Source organism: Nocardioides sp. (genome assembly GCF_036267815.1).
In the GTDB taxonomy this organism is placed as follows: Bacteria; Actinomycetota; Actinomycetes; order Propionibacteriales; family Nocardioidaceae; genus Nocardioides.
Genome location: NZ_DATAVI010000029.1, coordinates 23,575 through 44,680 on the forward strand (window position 1 = coordinate 23,575; position 21,106 = coordinate 44,680).

The window sequence follows — 21,106 nt, forward strand, 5'->3', positions numbered from 1 at the left end:
CCGGCCTAGCGTGCCCGGAGAGACCCGTGTCTTGCGCGCGTCCAGGTGTGCGACCCCCAGGGAAGGGCAGTCCTCGATGACCCAGATCAGCCTGACCGTCGACGGGACCCAGGTCACCGACGACGTCGAGCCGCGGATGCTGCTCGTGCAGTACCTCCGCGAGAAGGTCGGCAAGACCGGCACCGTGATCGGCTGCGACACCAGCAACTGCGGCGCCTGCACGGTCCACCTCGACGGGCGCAGCGTGAAGAGCTGCAACGTCCTGGCCGTGCAGGCCGACGGCCACGAGGTGACCACCATCGAGGGTCTCGCGACGGGCGGCGAGCTGCACCCGGTGCAGGCGGCGTTCCGGGAGTGCCACGGACTCCAGTGCGGCTTCTGCACCCCCGGCATGATCATGCAGTCGGTCGACCTGCTGAACGAGAACCCGCACCCCACCGAGGCGGAGGTGCGGGTCGGCCTCGAGGGCAACCTGTGTCGCTGCACCGGGTACCACAACATCGTCCGCAGCGTCCTGTACGCCGCGGAGCACGCCGGCGACGCCGCCGCCGAGGCCGCGGAGGTGGGGGCGTCGTGACCACCACCGCCGAGCGTCCTGCCGCCGAGATCGGGAAGGACCGCCGTCGCAAGGAGGACCAGCGCCTGATCACCGGGCGCACCCGCTGGACCGACAACATCACGCTGCCCGGCATGCTCCACCTCGCCATGGTGCGCAGCCCGTTCGCGCACGCCACGATCACCAGCATCGACACGAGTGCGGCCAAGGGCGCGCCGAACGTCGTCGGGGTCTTCAGCGGTGCCGACTTCGGCGACGAGCTCGGGGTGTGCATCAACGCCTGGCCGATCACGCCCGAGCAGGTCACGCCCACCCACTCGCCGATGCCGGCCGACCGGGTCGCGTTCGCGGGCGAGATCGTCGCCGTCGTGGTCGCGCGCACCGCCGCCGAGGCCCGCGACGCCGCCGAGCTCGTCGACGTGGAGTACGACGAGCTCCCGGCCGCGCTGGACCTGAAGGAGGCCGCGGCGGACAAGGTCATCGCCCACCCCGACTCCGGCACCAACAAGTCGGCTCTGTGGGTCTTCGACTCCGGCGAGGCGGGGACCGGCGGCAACGTCGAGGAGGCGATCGACAAGGCCCGCGCCGACGGCATCGTGATCGAGCGGGAGTACCGCCAGCAGCGCCTGATCCCGGCGTTCATGGAGCCGCGCTCGGTCGTCGTCGACCCGACCGGTGAGCAGCTGACCATGTGGTCGGCGACCCAGATCCCGCACATCCTGCGGTTCGCGCTGGCCGCCACGACCGGCGTACCGGAGTCGAAGATCCGGGTGGTCGCGCCGGACGTCGGCGGTGGCTTCGGCGGCAAGCTCCAGGCGACGCCGGAGGAGTGGATCGCCTGGGCCGTGGCGCGGCGGATCCACAAGCCGGTCAAGTACACCGAGACCCGCAGCGAGAGCCTGCTGAGCGCCCACCACGGCCGGGACCAGTGGCAGCGGCTCACGCTGGCGGCCACCAAGGACGGCACGGTCACCGGCTTCAAGGTCGACCTGCTCGCGGACCTCGGGGCGTACGTCGCGATCGTCGGCGGCGGGGTGCCGGTGCTGGGTGCGTTCATGTTCAACGCGATCTACAAGTTCCCGGCGTACCGCTTCTCCTGCCAGACCGTGCTGACCAACAAGACCTGGACCGACGCCTACCGCGGCGCGGGTCGCCCCGAGGCGACGTACGGCATCGAGCGGATCATGGACGAGCTCGCCGTGGCCGTGGGCGCCGACCCGCTCGAGATCCGTGCGAAGAACTGGATCAGGCACGAGGAGTTCCCGTTCACCACGGTGGCGGGCCTCACCTACGACTCCGGCAACTACGAGGCGGCGACGGCGCGAGCCAAGGAGATGTTCGGCTACGACGCCCTGCGCGCGGAGCAGAGGCAGCGGCGCGACGCCGGCGACCGGGTCCAGCTCGGGATCGGCATCTCGACGTTCACCGAGATGTGCGGCCTCGCGCCCAGCCGGGTGCTGGGCACCCTCGACTACGGCGCGGGTGGCTGGGAGCACGCCAGCGTGCGGATGCTGGCCACCGGGAAGGTCGAGGTCGTCACCGGCGCCAGCGCGCACGGTCAGGGTCACGAGACGGCGTTCAGCCAGATCGTGGCCGACCGGCTGGGCGTGCCCTTCGACGACGTCGAGGTCCTGCACGGTGACACCCAGGTCGCGCACAAGGGCCTGGACACCTACGGCTCGCGGTCGCTGGTGGTCGGCGGCGAGGCGCTGGTGCGGGCTGCCGACAAGGTGATCGAGAAGGCCAAGCCGATCGCGGCCCACCTGCTCGAGGCCGACGTCGACGACGTCGAGTTCGCGGCCGGCACCTTCTCGGTGAAGGGCACCGACCAGGGCAGGTCGATCCAGGAGATCGCCCTGGCGACGTTCGCGGCACACGACTACCCCGAGGGGATCGAGCCGAACATCGACGCCGAGTCGACCTACGACCCGGTCAACTTCTCCTTCCCCCACGGCACCCACCTGTGCGCGATGGAGGTCGACACCGAGACCGGGCAGTCCACGATGCGCAAGTACGTCGCCTGCGACGACATCGGCAACATCATCAACCCGCTGATCGTCAGCGGGCAGGTGCACGGCGGGCTCGTCCAGGGCATCGCCCAGGCGCTCTGGGAGGAGGCGGTGTACGACGACTCCGGGACGCTGGTGAGCGGCTCCTTCGTCGACTACCTGCTGCCGACCGCGGCCGACACCATCTCCTTCGACATCGACCACACGACCAGCCCGTCCACGACCAACTCCCTGGGCACCAAGGGCGTCGGCGAGGCGGGCACGATCGCGTCGACGCCGGCGGTGGTCAACGCCATCGTCGACGCCATCCGTCACCATGGCGTGGACGACGTGCAGATGCCGTGCACGCCGGCCCGGGTCTGGCAGGCGATCAACTCGGCCGGCTCCGGCGCCGCGACCCAAGCAGCGGCGATGCCGCACTTCGACGAGGGCGAAGCCGGCGCCTCCAGCACCGAAGGAGCGCAGGCATGATCCCCGCGAAGTTCGACTACCTCGCCCCTGGCTCGGTCCAGGAGGCGCTCAGCGCCCTGGCCGAGCACGGCGACGACGCCAAGCTGATGGCCGGTGGCCAGAGCCTCCTGCCGGTGCTCCGGATGCGGCTGAACGCGCCGGAGGTCGTCATCGACCTCGGTCGCATCGACAGCCTGCGCGGCGTCCGCGAGGACGGCGACGCCCTGGTGATCGGCGCCCTGACGACGCACTCGGAGATGGTGACCAGCGACCTGGTCCGCCAGCACGCGCTGCTGCTGTCCAAGGCGGCGGCCGAGGTCGCCGACAACCAGATCCGCCACCGGGGCACCTTCGGGGGCTCGTGCGCCCACGCCGACCCGGCCGGAGACATGGGCTCCGCCGCGCTGGCCATGGACGCCGAGTTCGTGATCGCGGGCTCCGGTGGCTCTCGGTCGGTCGCGGCGACTGACTTCTTCGTCGACCTGTTCGAGACCGCGATCGGCGAGGACGAGATCCTCACCGAGATCCGGGTGCCGAAGAAGACCGGATGGGGGGCGCACTACGAGAAGTTCGTGCGGGTCGCCCACCAGTGGCCGATCGTGGCCGTGGCCGCGACGGTCAGCGCCTCCGGCGGCACGATCGGCGAGGCGAGGGTCGGGCTCACCAACATGGGCTCGACGCCACTGCGGGCAGGCGCCACCGAGTCGGCGCTGTCAGGGGCGGCGGCGACCGAGGACGGCGTCCGCTCGGCCGCCGACCAAGCAGCCGAGGGCACCCGCCCGCCGAGCGACCTCAACGGCGACGCCGACTACCGCAAGCACCTCGCGACCGTGCTGACCCGGAGGGCCGTGCTGAAGGCCGCCGGCGCCTGACGAGAGACTGGCCGCATGGATCTCGAGCACACCTTCACCGTTCCCGTCGGCGTCGACCAGGCCTGGGCTGAGTTCCAGGACATCTCCTCGGTCGCCCAGTGCTTCCCCGGCGCCACCGTCACCGGCGTCGAGGACGACTCCTTCGCCGGGTCGGTGAAGGTCAAGCTCGGCCCGATCGCGCTCACCTACAACGGCAGCGGCACCTTCACCGAGAGGGACGAGACCAACCACCGGTTCGTCGTCGACGCCAAGGGCAAGGACAAGCGCGGCAACGGCACCGCCGGGGCCACCGTGACCCTCACCATGACGCCGCACGGCGACGCCTCGACCGAGGTCACGGTGCTCACCGACCTGGCCATCACCGGCAAGCCGGCGCAGTTCGGCCGTGGCGTGATGCAGGACGTGTCCGACAAGCTGCTCGGCCAGTTCGTCTCGTGCTTGGAGTCGCGGCTGGGCGAGAGCCCCGGGCCGGCCCCCGAGCCCCCCTCTGACGACGCGAGCCAGGTCGCGCCGGAGCCGGTCACCACCGCCACCGACGAGTCACCGGGAGACCCGGTGGCGATCGCGCCGGCCACGCCGCCTCCCGCGGCGACCCCGAGATCGACGCCGGCCACCCCGCCGACCGATACGCCGACCGACACGTCGGCCACCCCGTCGACCACCCCGTCGGCCACCCCGTCGACCAGGGCCCGAGGCTCGGACGACGCGCTGAACCTCGGCTCGGCCGTGCTGCCGGTGCTGGCCAAGACCTACTGGAAGCCGGTCGTGGCCGCGGTCGTCGTGATCGTCGTGCTGGTCTGGATCTTCACGCGCTGACGGTCGCGTCGCGATCCGCCGACGACGCCGCCACGCCGTTCACCCCCTCGGGCAGGCGCGGCTCGAGGTACATCGCGACCAGGGCGAGCACGCCACACCCGATCACCAGCTGGACGATGTACGCCGAGCCGAGGCCCGCGCCGATCAGCCAGCCGGCGATCACGGGGGCCACGATCGAGGCGAGCGAGAACGCGGCGGTGCTCAGCGCGTTGTACCGACCCCGCAGGTGGTCGGGCGCCAGGTCGTTGACCAGGGCTGGGATCGTCGGCTGCATCAGCGTCTCGCCGAGCGCGAACACCGACGCGCAGCCGGCCACCAGCACGGTCGCGCTCAGCCCGCCGGGCAGGAGGCCCGAGGTCCCGAGCAGCACCCAGGAGGCGCCCCAGATCGCGGACATCACCATCATCACGCGGGTGCGTCGCCGTCCCTCGATGCGACGGAGCACCGCGAGCTGGAGCAGCACGATCACCAGCGTGTTGCAGGCGTAGGCCAGCCCGAGGCCCTGGGTCGAGATCCGGCCGACGTCACGGGCGAACGCCTGGGTGCCGGCGTTGAGCTGGCTGTAGCCGACGTACGACGAGACGAAGCTCAGCAGCATCATCAGCCGGACGCCGGGACGCCGCATCACCTCGAGGTACGACGCCGCGGCAGGCGGGTCTCCGGTGGACGCGTCGTGCACCGGCCGGCCCGCGAGGTGGCGCAGCGGGACCGAGAGGAGGTAGATCGCGGGCAGGAAGCTGACCGCGTCGGCGACGTAGATCGCCTGGAAGGTCACCGGGTGGTCGACGTCGACCACGAGCCCGCCGACGACGCCGCCCAGACCGATCCCGAGGTTGAGCAGCGTGAAGTTGACCCCGAAGTAGCGCTGGCGCAGCTCGGAGGGGACGACGGTCGCGATCAGGCTCTGCGCCGCCGGCCACTCCACGCCGAAGGCGATGCCCTGGAGCACGACGGCCAGGGCGGCGATCGGGAGCGTCGAGGCGAACGTGAGGGCGACGTCGGCCAGCACCTCCAGGGTCATCGTCGCCAGCATCACCACGCGAGCGCCGTACTTGTCGATGATCGCGCCGCCCGGCCCCACCGCCACGAAGCCCATCAGCGGTCCGAGGCCGATCAGGAGCCCGACGTCACCGAGCGAGAAGCCGCGGATCTCGTGGAGGTAGACGACCAGGAACGGCAGCACCAGACCCGTGCCGAGGAACTGCACCACGACGATGGACAAGAGCAGGCGCCCCTCGCGGGGCAGGTCGAGCCAGAACGAGCGGAGGGTGGCGGAGGAAGAGGAGGTCCCGGACATTGCGCCGACTCTCCCAGGCAGCACCGACACTCCTCACCCGGTTTTCGGACGACGGTGCCTGGCCCCGTGAGCGATCTTCGGTGCTGCGCTGCGCGTAGTCTCACGGTGACTACAGATCCGACGGCACTCGAGTAGCCGGGGCGTGGCAGACACGGACGCAGCCCCACTGAGGGTGAGGACACCAGGGTGAGCGAGCGCTCGCGCAGCTTCGGGGCCGTCGCGTCCGCGTACGAGCGGTTCCGTCCCGGGTACTCACGCGAGCTCGTCGACGAGGTGCTGGCCTACGCCCGCGGGCCGGTCCGCACGGCCCTGGAGATCGGGGCGGGCACCGGCAAGGCGACCCGGGTGTTCGCCGCCCGCGGCATCGCGGTCACCGCCACCGACCCCGACCCGGAGATGCTCGCCGAGCTGCGCCGCCACGTCCCGAGCTCGGTCACCACCGTCGAGGCGGCGTTCGAGGACCTGCCCCTCGACACGACGTACGACCTCGTCTACGCCGCGGCGTCGCTGCACTGGACGGAGCCGACCGGACGCTGGCCCCGCGCGGCGGCGCTGCTGCGCGGGGGCGGCACCTTCGCGTCGTTCGGTGGGCCGTACTGCCTCGCCGACGACCACGTCCAGGCCCTGGAGGACGCCGCCCGGCGACGTTTCCTCCCCGAGGACGATCGCGGATCTCCCGACGGCACTCCGTCGGAGGACCCGATGCAGTGGCCCGGCACGGAGCTCGAGCGCTCGGGTCTCTTCACCGAGGTGCGTCAGAAGGTGCTCGTCCGCCGCTTCACCCAGCCGGCGAGCGAGTACGTCGACCACCTCACGACGGTCTCCTACTACCTCCAGCTCCCCGAGCCCACACGCTCCGAGGCGTTCGCCGCCATCCTGGCCGCCCTGCCCGACACGGTCGCGATCGAGGCCGACACGATCCTGCACCTCGCCCGCGTCGCCGAGGAGCCCATCCGCGGCTGACAAGGTCGCTCTGCGACCGGCCCGCCACCCGTGCGACGCCGACCGCATCCGCCCCGAGCTCGGGGCCCGAGGCAGGCGATCAAGTGGCTCTGGAACGCCAGTGCGACAGGACTCCGACGAGCGCGCTCGCTCCCGCGCCGAGACCCACGCACACGGCGACGAGGAGGAGTGTGGGGATCGCGAGTAGGACGACTCCCGCGCTTGCCGCTGTGTCATTGCTCGTTCCGCCGTCGGTCGGTGCCGTCAGCATCGCGATGACGTACAGCAAGATGAGGAGTGCCGAGATGTAGAGGACCAGAGCCCCGACGTACGGCCATCGGCGGGCGCGGGCAAGTGCATAACCGCTCGCGGGCAGGTAAGCCAGCACCAAGACTCCGAGGGCGAGCCCCGACCGCAAGAGGCCCGAGCTCAAAGCCTCGCCTTGTTCGGGTCGCGACGCGTCGAGCATCCCCCACCACACCAGGGCGAGCGCCCAGAGGACGGCCCAGGCGATGCCTAGCCGCCATTCGAGTGCTGTCGGCTTGGGGAGAGTGTGGGCGCGGTTGGCGCGAATCCAGGAGGAACCGTTGAACCACCACTGGCCATCCTGGCTACGCGCCGGGAGCCACTGTGAGCCGGTCCACCACCAGTTGCCATCCCCGGAGTGCTGCCCGTGGTTCGCCACGAAGCAAGTATTGCCCGGGCTCCTCACGCACCGCGGCCGAACCGACGAAGGAAGGCGCATGCGGCGTTAGCAATGTGGTGTTGGCGAGGCGCGTGCCCGCGCGGCGGCCCGACCTGCTCGTGCAACCTAGCCCCCCTGTGCCGGCGACACCGCCGACTCAACACCCACACTCCCTGGACCACCACGCCCTCGCCCCCGGCACCTGCGCCTGGACCAGCCCCCACGGCTACCACCACCCGCGACCCCCACGTCACCGCCGACATGGCTCCGACCACCACCACACCCGCCACCCGACCACGACCACGCCGCCCGACACCCGGGCGAACACCACGACGGCCGGGCCACAGGCAGACGCTGCCCGACGCGCGCCCGACCTCAGCCGGACGTCGCGCCAGGGGGGCGCGGGGCGCGCTTCCTGGCGCGGCGGCGGCGGAGGGCACGGACCCCGGGGACGGTGTGCGGCCCGACCAGACGGGGACCCGCCAGCCGGCTCTCGAGCCGTCGTGCCTCGCGCCGGATCGGCTGGGCGACGTACTCGCCGAGGATCGCGCCCGAGCTCAGGGCGATCGCGATCGCCGCCGCGGTCACCATCGCGAGCAGCGCCTTGCTGGAGTTGGTCGCGAGCAGCGTGAGTCCGCGATAGATCGAGAGTCCGGGCAGGAACGGCGTGATGCCGGCGGCGATGACGACCAGGGTGGGGATCCGGGCGCGTGCGGCCACCGGATAGCTGACCAGGCCGATGAAGAGTGCGGCCACCGCCGATGACCACGCCACGCCCAGGCCGCGGTCGTAGGACGCGACGTAGATCCCGATGGCGACAGCGGCCACGGCCGCGATCGGCAGCAGACAGCGGCGCGGGGCGTACGCCGCGAACGCGTACGCGGCGGCAGCGATCGCGCCGCCGGCCATCATCGCGGGCCAGTCGGCGATGGAGTACGCGCCCGGGTTCAGGCGCCCCAGGTCGACCCCGAACACGTCGGCCAGCTTCAGACCACCGCTGACGCCGGCCACGACACCCGCCGTCGCCAGGAACGCCTCGAGGATCCGCGCGCCCGCGGTCACCGGGAAGCCGGTCAAGGCGTCCTGGATGGCGCCGAGGAAGTTCACCCCCGCCAACAGCATGATGATGCTGGTCGAGATCACGAGGTTGGACGAGACGTTGGCCGGGGTGGCGTCGATCCCTACGGCGATCAGCGTCGCCAGCAGCCCGCCGGCCACCTGCTGGTAGAAGGTCGGCAGCCGGCGGCGGCTCATCTGGCGCTGGAGCAGGTCGACCAGCATGGCCGCCACGGCGGCGACTCCGACGACCACCCAGTCGCCGCCCAGGACCATCCCGACTCCGCCGCCCATCACGCCGAGCGCCACGGTGACCAGCCACCGCCGGCGGGCATGCCCGGTGGAGATGATCCGGTTGAGCCGGCTCGTGGCCTCGGCCCGGTCGATCTCACCGGTGACCAGGTCGCGGATCAGGTGGTCGACCTCGGTGAGGTCGCCGTAGTCGACCTCGCGGTAGCGGACCTGCCGGATCTGGATCAGGGCCGGCTCGTCGGTGGAGGTCTGGTGGCTCATCGTGAGCTGGGTGAACATCACGTCCGCCGTGTAGCCGCGCAGCCCGCAGGCCCAGGCGACGTTCCGCATCGCGGCGCTCACGTCTCCCGCGCCCGCCCCCGACGACAGCAGGAGCTCGCCGATCCGCAGCGCCAGGCTCAGCGTGGCGGTGATCTCTCGGGTGGTCTCCCGGTCGCGCGTGGGCTCCCGCTCGGGGGCCGGGTCGCGGGGCTCGACGGTCACGGGTTGGCCGGGCTCGGCGGGCTCGGCGGACGTGGGGGACGAGGGGGACATGGCGGCTCCAAGTCTGCCGGTCGCGACGGAACCTCGCGTGCGCACGCGCCGGGCGTGGACTGGTGCCTTGCTGAGCAGGCGCGCGCCGGCTACCGCACCGAGAACCAGACCAGGCAGGCGATGCCGGCCACCAGGCAGTAGACCCCGAAGGGCCGCAGCGAGTTGGTGTGCACCCACCGGGTCAGCCAGCGCACGGAGATGTAGGCACCGATGCCGGCCAGCGCCGAGCCGAAGACGACCTGCGGCCGGATCCCGTTCCCCAACGGACCGAAGAGATCGGGCAGCTTCAGGACACCGGCGGCCAGGATCACCGGGGTCGCCAGCAGGAAGGAGAAGCGGACGGCGTCCTCGCGGGCCAGCCCGGCGCGCATCCCGGTGGCGGTGGCGATGCCGGAGCGGGAGATGCCGGGAGCCAGCGCCAGGATCTGCGAGCCCCCGATGGCCAGCACGGTCGGGATGGTCAGCCGCGAGAGCCGCCGGTCGGCCGCCACCGGATCGGCCGCAACCGGATCTGTCTCCACGTCGGCCGCAGGATCGGAGTGAGGATCGGACTCCGGCCGCTCGGGAAGGCTCCGCCCGGAGCGGTGCTCGATCCACAGCAGCACGACACCGTTGGCGGCCAGGAAGCATGCGGCCGGGACCGGTCGTCCGAGATGGGTGCGCAGCCAGTGCTCGAAGACCAGGCCGACCAGGCCGACCGGGATCGTGGCCACGATCAGCTGCCAGATCAGCCTCTCGTCGGGTCCCGTGACGTGTCGATGCCGCACGCTGGTGAACAGGGCGCCGATCAGCCGGACCCAGTCGCGGCGGTAGAAGACCAGCAGGGCCAGGGCGGTCGCCACGTGGGTGCCGACGATGAAGGCGAGGTACGGCGACTCCGGGGCCGCGACGTCCAGCTCACGGGCCCAGCTCCCGCCGATCACCGCAGGGAGCAGCACGCTGTGGCCCAGGCTCGAGACCGGGAACAGCTCCGACACGCCCTGGACGGCGCCCACCACGGCTGCCTCGACCCACGTCAGATGCGACACGTTTGCGGCTCCTCTCCGGCGCACAGGGTGCGCGCGGGCGCCTGCCGACAACCTGACCGCGCAGGTCAGGACCCCCAGGTCCGCGGAACGGCCGACTAGATTCTCGACGTGGCGACCGTCGGCGTGTGCGAGGACGAGCCGGCCCTGCGCTCGGTGCTCAGCCGCAGCCTGCGCAGCTTCGGCCACGAGCCGGTCTCGGTGGGGACCGCCGCCGAGGCGCTCCGCGTGTTCCGCGAGTCACCGCCTCGGGTGCTGGTGCTCGACATCGGCCTGCCTGACGGCGACGGACGCGACCTGTGCCTGGCCCTGCGGGCCGCCGGCATCGAGGCACCCGTGCTGTTCCTCACCGCGCGCGACGGCCTGCACGACAAGGTGGCGGGCTTCGAGGCGGGCGGCGACGACTACCTGACCAAGCCCTTCCAGCTCGCCGAGCTCAAGGTCCGGGTCGAGGCCCTGCTACGGCGTGCCGCGAGCCCCGAGTCCCCGGCGGCCGCCGGGCCGGAGCGCCCGGTTCTCGACAGTGCCCGTCACGCCCTGGTCGTCGGTGACCTCGAGGTGAGCCTGACGCCGACGGAGTTTCGGCTGCTGGGCAGGCTGATGGCCGAGCCCGGCCGGGTCGTGCGGCGTCATGCGCTGGTCGCCGCCGCGTGGCCGATGGGCGGCCACGTCAGTGAGAACACCCTGGACTCCTACATGCGTCGGGTGCGACACAAGCTCGAGGAGGTCGACGGCGGCGAGATCTCGACCCGGCGCGGCGTCGGCTACCGCTGGCGATGAGGAGCCACTCCCTCCCCTTCCGGCTGGCCGCGACGTCGATGATCGTGGCGACGCTGACGTCGGCCCTGCTCATCGTCGGCGTGCAGGTCCTGCTCGCCCACACCAACGGCGTCACCCTGCACAGCCGGCTGTCCGACCGGGCCAGCGCCGCGTCGGCCAGCGTCCGGGTCACCGCGAAGGGGATCCGGGTCGTCCCGCCGACCTCGACGTTGCTGGAGCAGAGCTCGTGGATCTTCGACACCGGCGGCACCCTGCTGGCGGGCCGCCTGTCGGAGTCCGAGGACCAGGTCAGCGACGAGGTCCGCGCCCTGGCGACGTCCACGAGCGAGCGCCGGGTCACCCACGGCGACCTGGTGCTGCTGGCCCAGCCGGTCGTCCGCAACGGCAGGCGCGTGGCGACCGTCATCGTGGCCGAGGACGAGCAGCCCTACGAGAACTCCGAGCTCCACTCGCTCGTGCTGACCCTCGTCCTGGCGGTGGTGTCGGTCGCCGTCGCGACCGGGGCCGCCTGGATGGCCGCGACCCGGTCGCTACGGCGCGTGCAGGCGATGACGCTGGCGGCCGACGAGTGGCGCGAGCACGACCTCGGGGCGAGGTTCGAGCCCGGGCCGGGCGGTGACGAGATCGCCCACCTGGGCCGAACCCTCGACACGATGCTGGACCGGATCGCCGAGGCGCTGTCCGCGGAGCGCCGGCTCACCGACGAGATCGCCCACGAGCTGCGCACCCCGCTCGCGGTGGTGCTCGGGGAGGCCGAGCTGGCGCGGACAACCGCCACCGGCGAGGAACGGGAGAGCTTCGAGGCGATCCACGACGCAGCGCTGCGGATGACCTCGGCGATCGACACCATGCTCGCCGTCGCCCGCGCCCACTCCGGCAGCCAGCGTGCCTCCCGGCTCGGCGACCTGGTCGCCGCGCTGGAGCAGCCGCCGACGGCGTTGGACGACGTGATGCTGGCGGCGCCGACGCCGTTGCTCGTCGCCGCGGTCCGACCTCTGCTGGAGAACGCCGCTCTGCACGGCGCCGGGACTCCCCGGCTCGAGGTCGCGTCGGCACCACGCCACCTGGTCCTCAGCGTCGTCGACGACGGCCCGGGCGTTGCGCCGGACGAGCTCGAGAGGGTCTTCGAGCCGGGCCGCTCCTCGCGAGACGGCTCCGGCCTCGGACTGCCGCTCGCCCGTCGGATGGCGAGCGCCGCGGGAGCCCGGCTGGAGGCGAGGCCGGGCCCCGGCGGGCGCTTCGAGCTCCGCATCCCGCTGCACTGAGCCCCACCTGCACCGGGCCCCACCTGCACCGGGCCCCCATGGGATCGAACCCACGTGGTGTGGCGCTTCGTGGCCGAGCGGGTCAGAGGCCGAAGGCCGCGGCCAGGTCCGGAGCGTGCGCACCGGAGCGCAGCGCCGAGACCCCGAGCACGCGCGCGATGAAGCCGGTCAGCGAGTAGTGCGTGAGCCTCTGGCCGACCACGGCGTGGTGCAGCCGCGGCGTGAGTACCGACGTGAGTACGACGTTGCCCGACTTCCGGTCGTCCTCGTCGGCGGTGACGACGACCACCAGCGAGCCGGAGCTGAAGTCATGACTGGCCAGGACCGGCTTCAAGGACGCGTGCAGCCAGGCGTCGGCCGCGCCGAGCGTGCCGTCGTGCGCGTCGTGGCGCATGTCCGGGATCAGGAAGCCGACGTTCGGCAGCCGGTCCTTGCGGGCCGCCCGCGCGAAGCCTGCCGTACTCCGGTCGTGCCGCCGGCAGGCGGCACGGTCGGCGGAGAAGAAGGTCCACGGGTTGTGCCGGACGGCGTAGGGGTAGGCGTCGGCGGTGTCGCAGCGGCGCGGCATCGACTGGGCGTACGTCGCGGCTCTCTTGCCCGCCGCGGCGGCCTGGGCGAAGACCGACCTCGCCGTACCGACCCGGGCCGCGTTCTTGGCCGGCGGGTGGTCGTTGCTCACGCCGAAGGTCGAGCCGCCGGCGATGCCGAGGTAGTTCGGCTCGCTCGGGTGCCGCAGCGCGTGCCAGTCGGTGGCGTAGCCGTACTCGCGGGAGAGGCGGGCGAGGAACGGCATCCCCGAGCGCATCTCGGCCAGGGAGTGGTTCTCCTCGATCACGACGAGGACCTTGGTGACGTGCTTGGCCAGGTGTCTCGCCCCGTCGGCGGGGTGACGCGCCGGGCGGTGAGTCGCGTGCGTCGGGTGAGGTGACGGGTGACGGGTCGGGCGACTCGCCGGGGCGTCTGCCCCGGCGCGCGAGGAGCCGCACGCCGCGAGGACGAGCGCGGCGGTCAGGGCCAGGGAGACGAGCACCGAGCGTGGCATCGGCCGACGGTAGGTCCCCCTTCCTGTCAGGTTCCTGACGACGTGTGGCGCTCAGGCCTCGATGGCGAGCCGCAGGCCGAAGCCCACCAGGACGAGACCGGTCAGCGCATCCAGCCGCCGGCGGATCCCCGGGGTCCCCATCCAGGTCGACACCGTGCCTGAGAGGGCTATCAGGCCCAGGAAGTAGAGCGCGGTCAGCACGGCGAACAGCGCCCCGAAGGCCAGCGTCGTCAACCCCACCGCGTGGTCACCGGACGGGACGAACCCCGGCAGGAAGCTGACGAAGAAGACCCCGACCTTCGGGTTGAGGATGTCGGTCAGGAAGCCCGCGACGAAGCCCGACCCCCGCAGCCCCGACGTCCCGCGGCTCACCGAGCCGGGCGCCGGCGCCATCGGGCCGTCCCCGGTGGCGGCCACCTCGGCGGGCGTACGGCGGACCGCCAGCAGGGAGCGGACGCCGATCCACAGCAGGTAGCAGGCGCCAGCGGTCTTGAGCACGTCGTACCCGGTCCGGCTGGCCTGGAGCAGCGCCGAGAGGCCGAGCGAGGCCGCGGCGACCCAGACCACCAGGCCGCACAGGACTCCGGCCGCGGTCGCGGCGCCACCCCGGCGTCCGCCGCGCACGAGACCGCGGACCACGACCAGGCTGTCCGGCCCGGGCAGCAGGACGACGAGCACCGAGGCCAGGGTGAAGGAGACGAGCGCGACGAGCACGCTGCGACCCTACCGACCGCGCTGGGCGCCGAGCCGGGTCCGGCGCTCAGAACACTCCCCGTGGCCGGAACTGCACCGAGATGCGCGGGCCCGCCTGGGCGACCTTGGGTACGGCGTGCTCCCAGGTGCGCTGGCAGGAGCCGCCCATCACGACCAGGTCGCCGTGCCCCATCTCGAACGAGATCGCCTCGCCACCTCCACGCGGACGCAGGACGAGCCGGCGCGGGTCGCCGAAGGAGACGATCGCGACCATCGTGTCGTGGGTCCGGCCGCGCCCGAACCGGTCGCCGTGCCAGGCGACGCTGTCGCGGCCGTCGCGGTAGTAGCAGCAGCCGGCGGTCAGGAACGGCTCGCCGAGCTCGGGGCGGTAGTGCTCCGACAGGGAGTCGCGGGCCTCGACGAGCAGCGGGTGCGGGAGCGGCTCGCCCTCGCCGTAGGTGTGCACGAGGCGGGGCACGTCGACGACGCGGTCGTACATCTGGCGCCGCTCGGCCCGCCACGGGACGTCGGCGACGAGCCGCTCGAGCACGTCGTGGGCACCGGAGACGAAGTCGCGTCTGACGTCCACCCAGGCACCGCGGGTCAGGGGATGGCGCTCGGCGTCTGCCAGGGACCGCAGGCCCGGGGCCGGCGCCTCGAAGAGGGTGCCCTGGAAGTCCATGACCCGACGATAACACGCAGTCGAACAGACGTTCGAGTGACGCGGTGGATTTTCCCGCACCCGTTTCCGCACCCGGTCCGGGCGACCGGCGAGGCTTGGACACCCTAGACTCGCGGCCGTGGATGAGGTGGGCACGCCTCTCGGGTCACGGCTCAAGCACGTCCAGGTGCGCGAGTACGTCCGTCAGCTCATCGCGGGCCTCCCCGAGGGTGCGCCGGCGCCGTCCGAACGCGGCCTCATGCAGCACTTCGGCGTGGCCCGGATGACCGTGCGCCAGGCCATCGACGCCCTGGTCGCGGAGGGCCTGCTGGAGCGTGCCCCGGCCCGCGGCACCTTCGTGTGCAAGAGCCCGCGCCCGGTGGCGCGCCCGCTGTCGTTCGCCGAGGACGCCCGGGCCAGGGGCTGGGCGGTGACCACCGAGACCCTTCAGTCGGGTCTCGGCCAGGCCGGTCCCGGCGTCGCCAAGGCGTTGGGGATCACCGTCGGCGACCCGGTCGTGCACTGGCGTCGTCGCCGGCGTCACGACGACGTACCGCTGTGCTACCAGGACGTCTACCTCAACGAGACCCTGCTGCCGGGGTTCCTGCACGGCGAGCTGCCCGAGAGCCTGTACTCCCTGCTCGCCACCCGAGGGCTGCGGCCCCGGGCGGCCGAGGACCAGTTCAGTGCCGATCTGGCCAACGCGGCGGAGGCCGAGATCCTCGAGCTCAAGGTCGGCGACGCGATCCTGCGGCACTCGCGGCGGGGCCTGGTCGGAGACATGGTGATCGAGGTCTCGCGCTCGGTGTACGCCGGGTCGCGCTACACCTGGTGGAGCCCGCTGGCGGTCAGTCCCTAGGTGCGCTCGGCGCCAGCGGCTCAAGCCTCGCCCAGGGCGCCGAGCGGGGCGATCGTGCGACCGGACTCCTCGCACACCCACTGCGGCGCGGGGCCGCCGATGTCGGGCTCGATGTACAGCGAGTGCTCGGGCTCCTCGGGGTCGCAGGCCAGGCACATCGGCCAGCGGCCGACACTCTCGAAGAGCGCGTCCTGGACGTCTTGGGCGACCAGCCCGGCGACGTACACCCGGCCCTCGGGCCACTGCTCGGCCCACCAGCCGCGGTTGGCGCAGGCGTCCTCCAGGGCGTCGACCGCCTCGGGGGTGGCCCGGCGCCTGGCCGCGAGGTCGGCCAGCACCAGGGCGCGGGCGGAGAGCAGGAGGTCGTCGGGCACCCCTCGATTCTGCCCCGCGCCCCACAGGAGGCGGTGCCGGAGGCACACGATCCGAGGGCGGGCGGCCCTAGGCTGGCGTCATGCCCGGAGTCGTGCTGGAGGTCGCCGTCAGCGACCCGCGCGATGTCGCCGGGGCGGCCGAGGGTGGCGCGGACCGGCTCCACGTGGGTGCGCCCGGCCCGACCTGTGCGCTCTCGCCGGAGCCGGCCCTGGTCAGCGCCATCTGCCGCGAGAGCGATCTCCCGGTGTTCGTGCTGCTGCGGCTCAACGACTCCTGGTCGACCACCGGGGGAGAGTTCGCCCGCCTGATCGGCCTGGGCGAGGACTACCTCGCCTGTGGCGCGGCCGGGGTCTCGTTCGGGTTCTTGGACGCCGACCTCGAGATCGACACCGAGACCTGCTCGATGCTCCTGGGCCGCCTGCCCCAGGTGCCCTGGACCTTCCACCGCGCCATCGACTCCTCGCTCGACCCGCGGCGGTCGTGGCGACGGCTCGTCCAGCTGCCCAGGCTCCTCGCCGTGCGGTCGGCCGGGTCGCCGCGCGGCATGGAGTCAGGCTTCGAGGACCTGCTCGCCCTGGTCACCCCCGAGCTCGCCCCGCTGATGATGCCGGGCGGGGGCCTGGCGGCCGAGCACGTCCCGTGGCTGCTCGACGCCGGGGTGCGCCAGCTCCACCTCGGAGACCAGGTGCGGCCGGGCGGCTCGGCCAAGGCCTACGTCGACGCCGGCTACGTCCGCTCCTGGCGCTCGATGGCCGACGACCTGTCCGGGGAGTCCCGGTGATCCTCATCGACCCGCCCCTCGTGCCGTCGCGCGGCCGCCTCTGGTCGCACCTCGCCAGCGACACGTCGTACGACGAGCTGCACGCCTTCGCGCGCGAGCTCGGGGTGCCCGAGCGGGGCTTCGACCGCGACCACTACGACGTCCCGTCGCAGTGGTACGACGAGGCGGTCGGGCTCGGTGCGGTGGAGGTGTCGTCGCGCGAGCTGATCGTGCGGCTCCGGTCGGCCGGCCTGCGCCGGCCCAAGCACCTGTCCCGGGTCACCGGGGAGGACTGATGCGCGGACGCGAGAGGAACGGGCCGGACACCGACCGCTGGGAGAGGCGCGACTGGTGGGGCGTGGTGCTCGAGGCGCCGGATCCCCATGCCCTGCTGGCCTTCTGGTCGGCGGTGCTCGACCGGCCGATCTGGCGCGACGAGGAGGACGGCGGCAGCCTCGACCTCGGCGAGGGCGTCGGCTATCTCGCGGTGCAGAAGGCGGAGGTCTACGAGCCTCCCGTGTGGCCGCCCGAGCGCGGCCGGCCCGGCATGCAGATGCATCTGGACATCGAGGTGGTCGACCTGGAGGCCGCGGTCGCCAACGCCGTCGAGCTCGGCGCCACGCTCGCGGACTTCCAGCCGCAGGACGACGTACGTGTCCTGCTCGACCCGGCCGGGCACCCGTTCTGCCTCTACTCCTGACCTCGCGCGTCCCTGGGCGCGGCCAGCTGCTCGAGCTCGTGGCCGAGGTTGGCGCGGGCGGCCGGCTCCCACGTCTCCCGCGCGTACGGCGTGTGGAAGAGCCGGTCGCGGCCCGCGAGGTCGTGGAGCACCGCGACGCGACCGGCGGCGAAGTCGGGCCCGGACAGGTAGGCGTACTCCCGCCGGACCCCGGCGACGTAGGCGTCGTAGCGCTGCTGGGGCGAGGCGAGGATCGCCAGGTCGGCGTCGCAGAGCACCTGCCCGTCGGGATCGTCCTCGCCGGGGTCGTGGGTCTCGGTCAGCCGTACGAGCCGCGCCACCTCCGCGGCGTACGGCGTGCCGTCCAGCGCCTCCTCGGCCCACATGGCGCTGCGCTCCTCGGCGTCGCGCTCGCCGTCGTAGACCGCGTCGTGGAACCACGCGGCGAGCGCCGCGACGGCCGGGTCGAAGCCCACCCCGGCGTCGGCCAGCTCGTCGAGCCGGTCGAGCACCTCGGTGAGATGGAGGCTGTCGTGGTATCCCCGGCTCGGGTCGTCGTACGCCGCCAGCAGGGCGTCGCGGACGTCCGCGAGCTCGGCCAGCGGCCAGCGTTCGGCGAGGTCGGTCATCGAGTGGGGATCAGCCTCCCGTGGTCCCGGTCATGAGGTGATTGTGGTCGCCTCCGGTCGCCCCTGTCACGACGCCGGCTCGCTGGTGGAGAGCGGCGTTGTGCGAGCGGTCGGCCGCCGTCGCCCAGCGGACCGTGCGCGTCGCCGCGTGGCCGAGGAGGTCGGCGACGCGGTCGTGGGCGACCGGCAGGGTCGGCAGGTCGAGCGGCTCGCGGGTCCACGGCGGCATCAGCCCGATCGCCGCCGCGACCAGGACCCAGTAGGGCGGCCGGGCCACCAGGGGGAGGTCAGGCTCGCGGACCAGGTAGGCCACGGCGTCGCGGGCGTGGTCGATCGCGCGCAGCTCGGGCCGGAAGCGCTCGACGCACGCGTGCAGCTCGGCCTCCGAGGACGGCGGGTCGGTGACCCCGAGTCGCCGCGCGACCTGCGCTGTCTGCCGGACGTACTCGTCGTACCCCTCCTGGTCGAGGCGCCGGCGGCCGTAGCGGCGGTGGGCGAGCAGGAAGCTCTCGATCTCGGCGACGTGCACCCACTCCAGGAGGTGCGGGTCGTTGGCGTCGTACGCCGTTCCGTCGGGCATGGCGCCGTGGACGCGGTCGTGGATGGCCCGCACGGCGTCGACCGCCTGCTGCGCGTCGTCCGCGGTGCCGAACGTGGTCACGGCGAGGAAGCGGCTGGTGCGCGCCAGCCGACCCCACATGTCACCGCGGTATCCGGAGTGCTCGGCGACCGCCGTCATCGCCTGGGGCTGCATGGTCTGGAGCAGCACGGCCCGGATGCCGCCGACGAACATCGAGGAGTCACCGTGCACGACGGTGATCGGGCTCCCGGGGGCGAACCAGCGGGGGCCGGGGGTGCCGTGGATCCGGGCGCGATGGCGGTCGCCGTCCGGCCCCGCGACCCGCCGGAACAGCGCCTCGCCGAGCCGTGCGCGCATCCCCACGCGATCGAGCGTACGGGTCAGGGGGTTGTCCGAGCGGGTGTCCTGGACCGTCGGGCGCGCGGACTTCCTGGCCTCTCTTGTCACTTCCCGGGGGTTGCAGCGGCCAAGAAGTGCCAAATCCCCCGCTTCAGCGGGGGATTTGGCAGCAAGGCAAGGCAAGGCAAGGCAAGGCAAGGCAAGGCAAGGCAAGGCAAGGCAAGGCAAGGAAATGTGGCGCCGGCAGAATCAGCAACAGGGCGAGCGGGGTCAGCTGTCCGCGTCGCGGATGGAGTAGGCGTACCCCTGCTCGGCCAGGAAGCGCTGCCGGTTGGCGGCGAACTCCGCGTCGACGGTGTCGCGGGAGACGATCGTGTAGAAGTGGGCGCTCTTGCCCTCGGTCTTCGGCCGGAGCAGGCGACCGAGTCGCTGCGCCTCCTCCTGTCGCGACCCGAACGAGCCCGACACCTGGATCGCGACCTCCGCGGTCGGCAGGTCGACGGAGAAGTTGGCGACCTTCGAGACCACGAGCAGCTCCTCCTCGCCGGAGCGGAAGGCGTCGAAGAGCCGCTGCCGCTCCTTGACCGGCGTCGCCCCGGTGATCGTCGGCGCGTCCAGCGCCGTCGCGATCTCGTCGAGCTGGTCGAGGTACTGACCGATGACCAGCGTCGGCTGGCCGCGGTGCTGGGAGACGAGCTGGGCCACGACGTCGATCTTGTGGTGGGTGCACGACGCCAGCCGGTAGCGCTCCTCTGGCTCGGCGACGGCGTACGCCATCCGCTCCGACGACGGCAGCGTCACCCGCACCTCGATGCACTCCGCGGGCGCGATCCAGCCCTGCGCCTCGATGTCCTTCCACGGCGCGTCGTAGCGCTTGGGGCCGATCAGCGAGAAGACGTCGCCCTCGCGGCCGTCCTCGCGCACCAGCGTCGCGGTCAGACCGATCCGGCGCCGCGCCTGAAGGTCGGCGGTCATCCGGAAGATCGGCGCCGGCAGCAGGTGCACCTCGTCGTAGACGACCAGGCCCCAGTCGCGGGCGTCGAGCAGCTCGAGGTGGGTGTAGACGCCCTTCCGGCGCGTCGTCATCACCTGGTACGTCGCGATCGTCACCGGCCGGATCTCCTTGACCGAGCCGGAGTACTCCCCGATCTCCTCCTCGGTCAGGGAGGTACGTCGGACCAGCTCGTCCTTCCACTGCCGCGCGCTCACGGTGTTGGTGACCAGGATCAGCGTCGTGGCCTTCGCCTGGGCCATCGCAGCCGCGCCGACCAGGGTCTTGCCGGCGCCGCAGGGCAGCACGACGACTCCGGAGCCGCCGTGCCAGAACGACTCCACGGCCTCCTTCTGGTAGGTCCGCAGCGACCACCCGGTCTCGTCCAGGTCGATCGCGTGCGCCTCGCCGTCGACGTACCCGGCGAGGTCCTCGGCCGGCCAGCCCAGCTTGAGCAGGACCTGCTTGAGGTTGCCGCGCTCGGAGGGGTGGACGGCAACGGTGTCGTCGTCGATGCGCGTGCCGATCATGCCGGCGACCTTCTTCGCGCGCAGCACCTCCTCGAGCACGGGCCGGTCCTGGGCGGCCAGCACCAGGCCATGGGTCGGGTGCTTCTCCAGCCGGAGCCGGCCGTAGCGCGCCATCGTCTCGGCGACGTCGACCAGGAGCGCGTGCGGCACGGCGTACCGGCTGAACTCCAGCAGCGTGTCGACGACCTGCTCGGCGTCGTGCCCGGCGGCGCGGGCGTTCCACAGACCCAGCGGCGTCAGCCGGTAGGTGTGGACGTGCTCGGGGGACCGCTCGAGCTCGGCGAACGGCGCGATCGCCTTGCGGCAGTCGCCCGCGCGCTCGTGGTCGACCTCGAGCAGCAGCGTCTTGTCGCTCTGCACGATCAGGGGTCCGTCGTTCATAACCGGACAAGCCTACGGACCGACCTAGGGGCTCGGCCGACGTAGGGG

22 protein-coding genes are annotated in these 21,106 nt (G+C 72.4%); 11 read left to right on the top strand and 11 right to left on the bottom strand.

Annotated elements, in window-relative coordinates:
* The first annotated feature begins 76 nt into the window (after positions 1-76).
* The 4 genes from VHW64_RS04595 to VHW64_RS04610 are packed head-to-tail and all read left to right on the top strand — an operon-like array spanning position 77 to position 4,703.
* Entirely contained in the window at positions 77-577 is a 501-nt protein-coding gene (locus VHW64_RS04595) for a (2Fe-2S)-binding protein (protein ID WP_329649332.1), read from the top strand.
* Entirely contained in the window at positions 574-3,036 is a 2,463-nt protein-coding gene (locus VHW64_RS04600; RefSeq protein ID WP_329649333.1) for a xanthine dehydrogenase family protein molybdopterin-binding subunit, read from the top strand. The genes VHW64_RS04595 and VHW64_RS04600 overlap by 4 nt, the downstream gene beginning before the upstream one ends.
* Complete coding sequence (locus VHW64_RS04605) at positions 3,033-3,887, top strand: xanthine dehydrogenase family protein subunit M (protein WP_329649334.1); 855 nt, start codon at positions 3,033-3,035, stop codon at positions 3,885-3,887. The genes VHW64_RS04600 and VHW64_RS04605 overlap by 4 nt, the downstream gene beginning before the upstream one ends.
* 15 nt (positions 3,888-3,902) lie before the next feature.
* A complete protein-coding gene (locus VHW64_RS04610; protein WP_329649335.1) occupies positions 3,903-4,703 on the top strand; it encodes an SRPBCC family protein in 801 nt (266 codons plus the stop codon).
* Here VHW64_RS04610 and VHW64_RS04615 read toward each other — a convergent pair.
* On the bottom strand, positions 4,693-6,000 hold the full coding sequence (locus tag VHW64_RS04615) for an MFS transporter (RefSeq protein ID WP_329649336.1): 1,308 nt from the start codon (positions 5,998-6,000) through the stop codon (positions 4,693-4,695). The two genes, VHW64_RS04610 and VHW64_RS04615, sit on opposite strands and share 11 nt — an antisense overlap.
* Before the next feature lie 186 nt (positions 6,001-6,186).
* On the opposite strand from VHW64_RS04615, the gene VHW64_RS04620 reads away from it, so the two are divergent.
* Entirely contained in the window at positions 6,187-6,963 is a 777-nt protein-coding gene (locus VHW64_RS04620) for a class I SAM-dependent methyltransferase (protein WP_329649337.1), read from the top strand.
* A gap of 79 nt (positions 6,964-7,042) precedes the next feature.
* On the opposite strand, the gene VHW64_RS04625 is transcribed toward VHW64_RS04620, so the two are convergent.
* From VHW64_RS04625 to VHW64_RS04635, 3 genes are all read right to left on the bottom strand, one after another.
* On the bottom strand, positions 7,043-7,627 hold the full coding sequence (locus VHW64_RS04625) for a hypothetical protein (RefSeq protein WP_329649338.1): 585 nt from the start codon (positions 7,625-7,627) through the stop codon (positions 7,043-7,045).
* Positions 7,628-8,002: 375 nt separating this feature from the next.
* Positions 8,003-9,469 (bottom strand): threonine/serine exporter family protein, encoded by a 1,467-nt coding sequence (locus VHW64_RS04630; protein WP_329649339.1) that lies wholly within the window; start codon positions 9,467-9,469, stop codon positions 8,003-8,005.
* Between the two features lie 89 nt (positions 9,470-9,558).
* Positions 9,559-10,497: an undecaprenyl-diphosphate phosphatase gene (locus VHW64_RS04635; RefSeq protein ID WP_329649340.1), complete on the bottom strand. Its 939-nt coding sequence runs from the start codon at positions 10,495-10,497 to the stop codon at positions 9,559-9,561.
* Positions 10,498-10,605: 108 nt separating this feature from the next.
* Between VHW64_RS04635 and VHW64_RS04640 the strand changes: the two genes are divergently transcribed.
* Positions 10,606-11,274, top strand: coding sequence for a response regulator transcription factor (locus tag VHW64_RS04640; protein WP_329649341.1), 669 nt, complete (start codon positions 10,606-10,608; stop codon positions 11,272-11,274).
* Positions 11,271-12,539 (top strand): HAMP domain-containing sensor histidine kinase, encoded by a 1,269-nt coding sequence (locus tag VHW64_RS04645; protein WP_329649342.1) that lies wholly within the window; start codon positions 11,271-11,273, stop codon positions 12,537-12,539. Before VHW64_RS04640 ends, VHW64_RS04645 begins: the two co-directional genes overlap by 4 nt.
* Before the next feature lie 82 nt (positions 12,540-12,621).
* Here the strand turns inward: VHW64_RS04645 and VHW64_RS04650 are convergent, their stop codons facing one another.
* From VHW64_RS04650 to VHW64_RS04660, 3 genes are read right to left on the bottom strand one after another with little or no spacing between them, the layout of a single operon-like run.
* Positions 12,622-13,581, bottom strand: a complete 960-nt coding sequence (locus tag VHW64_RS04650) for an alkaline phosphatase family protein (RefSeq protein WP_329649343.1) — start codon at positions 13,579-13,581, stop codon at positions 12,622-12,624.
* A gap of 51 nt (positions 13,582-13,632) precedes the next feature.
* Entirely contained in the window at positions 13,633-14,295 is a 663-nt protein-coding gene (locus VHW64_RS04655) for a LysE family translocator (protein WP_329649344.1), read from the bottom strand.
* A gap of 46 nt (positions 14,296-14,341) precedes the next feature.
* On the bottom strand, positions 14,342-14,956 hold the full coding sequence (locus VHW64_RS04660; protein ID WP_329649345.1) for an alpha-ketoglutarate-dependent dioxygenase AlkB: 615 nt from the start codon (positions 14,954-14,956) through the stop codon (positions 14,342-14,344).
* A gap of 118 nt (positions 14,957-15,074) precedes the next feature.
* Between VHW64_RS04660 and VHW64_RS04665 the strand changes: the two genes are divergently transcribed.
* Positions 15,075-15,794, top strand: a complete 720-nt coding sequence (locus tag VHW64_RS04665; RefSeq protein ID WP_329649346.1) for a GntR family transcriptional regulator — start codon at positions 15,075-15,077, stop codon at positions 15,792-15,794.
* Positions 15,795-15,814: 20 nt separating this feature from the next.
* Here the strand turns inward: VHW64_RS04665 and VHW64_RS04670 are convergent, their stop codons facing one another.
* Positions 15,815-16,168: a hypothetical protein gene (locus VHW64_RS04670; RefSeq protein ID WP_329649347.1), complete on the bottom strand. Its 354-nt coding sequence runs from the start codon at positions 16,166-16,168 to the stop codon at positions 15,815-15,817.
* Positions 16,169-16,248: 80 nt separating this feature from the next.
* Here VHW64_RS04670 and VHW64_RS04675 point away from each other — a divergent pair, with 80 nt between their 5' ends.
* From VHW64_RS04675 to VHW64_RS04685, 3 genes are read left to right on the top strand one after another with little or no spacing between them, the layout of a single operon-like run.
* Positions 16,249-16,950, top strand: coding sequence for a copper homeostasis protein CutC (locus VHW64_RS04675; RefSeq protein ID WP_329649348.1), 702 nt, complete (start codon positions 16,249-16,251; stop codon positions 16,948-16,950).
* The gene (locus VHW64_RS04680) at positions 16,947-17,225 is read left to right on the top strand and encodes a DUF4031 domain-containing protein (RefSeq protein WP_329649349.1); all 279 of its coding nucleotides are present in this window, start codon (positions 16,947-16,949) and stop codon (positions 17,223-17,225) included. The genes VHW64_RS04675 and VHW64_RS04680 overlap by 4 nt, the downstream gene beginning before the upstream one ends.
* Positions 17,225-17,629 carry a VOC family protein gene (locus tag VHW64_RS04685; protein ID WP_329649350.1) on the top strand — a complete coding sequence of 135 codons (405 nt, stop codon included), beginning with the start codon at positions 17,225-17,227 and terminating at the stop codon, positions 17,627-17,629. Before VHW64_RS04680 ends, VHW64_RS04685 begins: the two co-directional genes overlap by 1 nt.
* Here the strand turns inward: VHW64_RS04685 and VHW64_RS04690 are convergent.
* The 3 genes from VHW64_RS04690 to VHW64_RS04700 form a co-directional block, all read right to left on the bottom strand.
* Complete coding sequence (locus VHW64_RS04690; RefSeq protein ID WP_329649351.1) at positions 17,620-18,237, bottom strand: hypothetical protein; 618 nt, start codon at positions 18,235-18,237, stop codon at positions 17,620-17,622. The genes VHW64_RS04685 and VHW64_RS04690 overlap by 10 nt on opposite strands.
* 10 nt (positions 18,238-18,247) lie before the next feature.
* Entirely contained in the window at positions 18,248-19,174 is a 927-nt protein-coding gene (locus VHW64_RS04695) for an oxygenase MpaB family protein (RefSeq protein ID WP_329649375.1), read from the bottom strand.
* Between the two features lie 252 nt (positions 19,175-19,426).
* The gene (locus tag VHW64_RS04700; RefSeq protein WP_329649352.1) at positions 19,427-21,058 is read right to left on the bottom strand and encodes a DNA repair helicase XPB; all 1,632 of its coding nucleotides are present in this window, start codon (positions 21,056-21,058) and stop codon (positions 19,427-19,429) included.
* Between the last annotated feature and the right edge of the window lie 48 nt (positions 21,059-21,106).

Coding starts and splice junctions, on each gene's coding strand:
- VHW64_RS04615 (WP_329649336.1), bottom strand. CDS start 6,000: ATGTCCGGGACCTCCTCTTCCTCCGCCACCCTCCGCTCGTTCTGGCTC.
- VHW64_RS04695 (WP_329649375.1), bottom strand. CDS start 19,174: ATGCGCGCACGGCTCGGCGAGGCGCTGTTCCGGCGGGTCGCGGGGCCG.
- VHW64_RS04645 (WP_329649342.1), top strand. CDS start 11,271: ATGAGGAGCCACTCCCTCCCCTTCCGGCTGGCCGCGACGTCGATGATC.
- VHW64_RS04685 (WP_329649350.1), top strand. CDS start 17,225: ATGCGCGGACGCGAGAGGAACGGGCCGGACACCGACCGCTGGGAGAGG.
- VHW64_RS04650 (WP_329649343.1), bottom strand. CDS start 13,581: ATGCCACGCTCGGTGCTCGTCTCCCTGGCCCTGACCGCCGCGCTCGTC.
- VHW64_RS04700 (WP_329649352.1), bottom strand. CDS start 21,058: ATGAACGACGGACCCCTGATCGTGCAGAGCGACAAGACGCTGCTGCTC.
- VHW64_RS04660 (WP_329649345.1), bottom strand. CDS start 14,956: ATGGACTTCCAGGGCACCCTCTTCGAGGCGCCGGCCCCGGGCCTGCGG.
- VHW64_RS04595 (WP_329649332.1), top strand. CDS start 77: ATGACCCAGATCAGCCTGACCGTCGACGGGACCCAGGTCACCGACGAC.
- VHW64_RS04690 (WP_329649351.1), bottom strand. CDS start 18,237: ATGACCGACCTCGCCGAACGCTGGCCGCTGGCCGAGCTCGCGGACGTC.
- VHW64_RS04610 (WP_329649335.1), top strand. CDS start 3,903: ATGGATCTCGAGCACACCTTCACCGTTCCCGTCGGCGTCGACCAGGCC.
- VHW64_RS04675 (WP_329649348.1), top strand. CDS start 16,249: ATGCCCGGAGTCGTGCTGGAGGTCGCCGTCAGCGACCCGCGCGATGTC.
- VHW64_RS04630 (WP_329649339.1), bottom strand. CDS start 9,469: ATGTCCCCCTCGTCCCCCACGTCCGCCGAGCCCGCCGAGCCCGGCCAA.
- VHW64_RS04605 (WP_329649334.1), top strand. CDS start 3,033: ATGATCCCCGCGAAGTTCGACTACCTCGCCCCTGGCTCGGTCCAGGAG.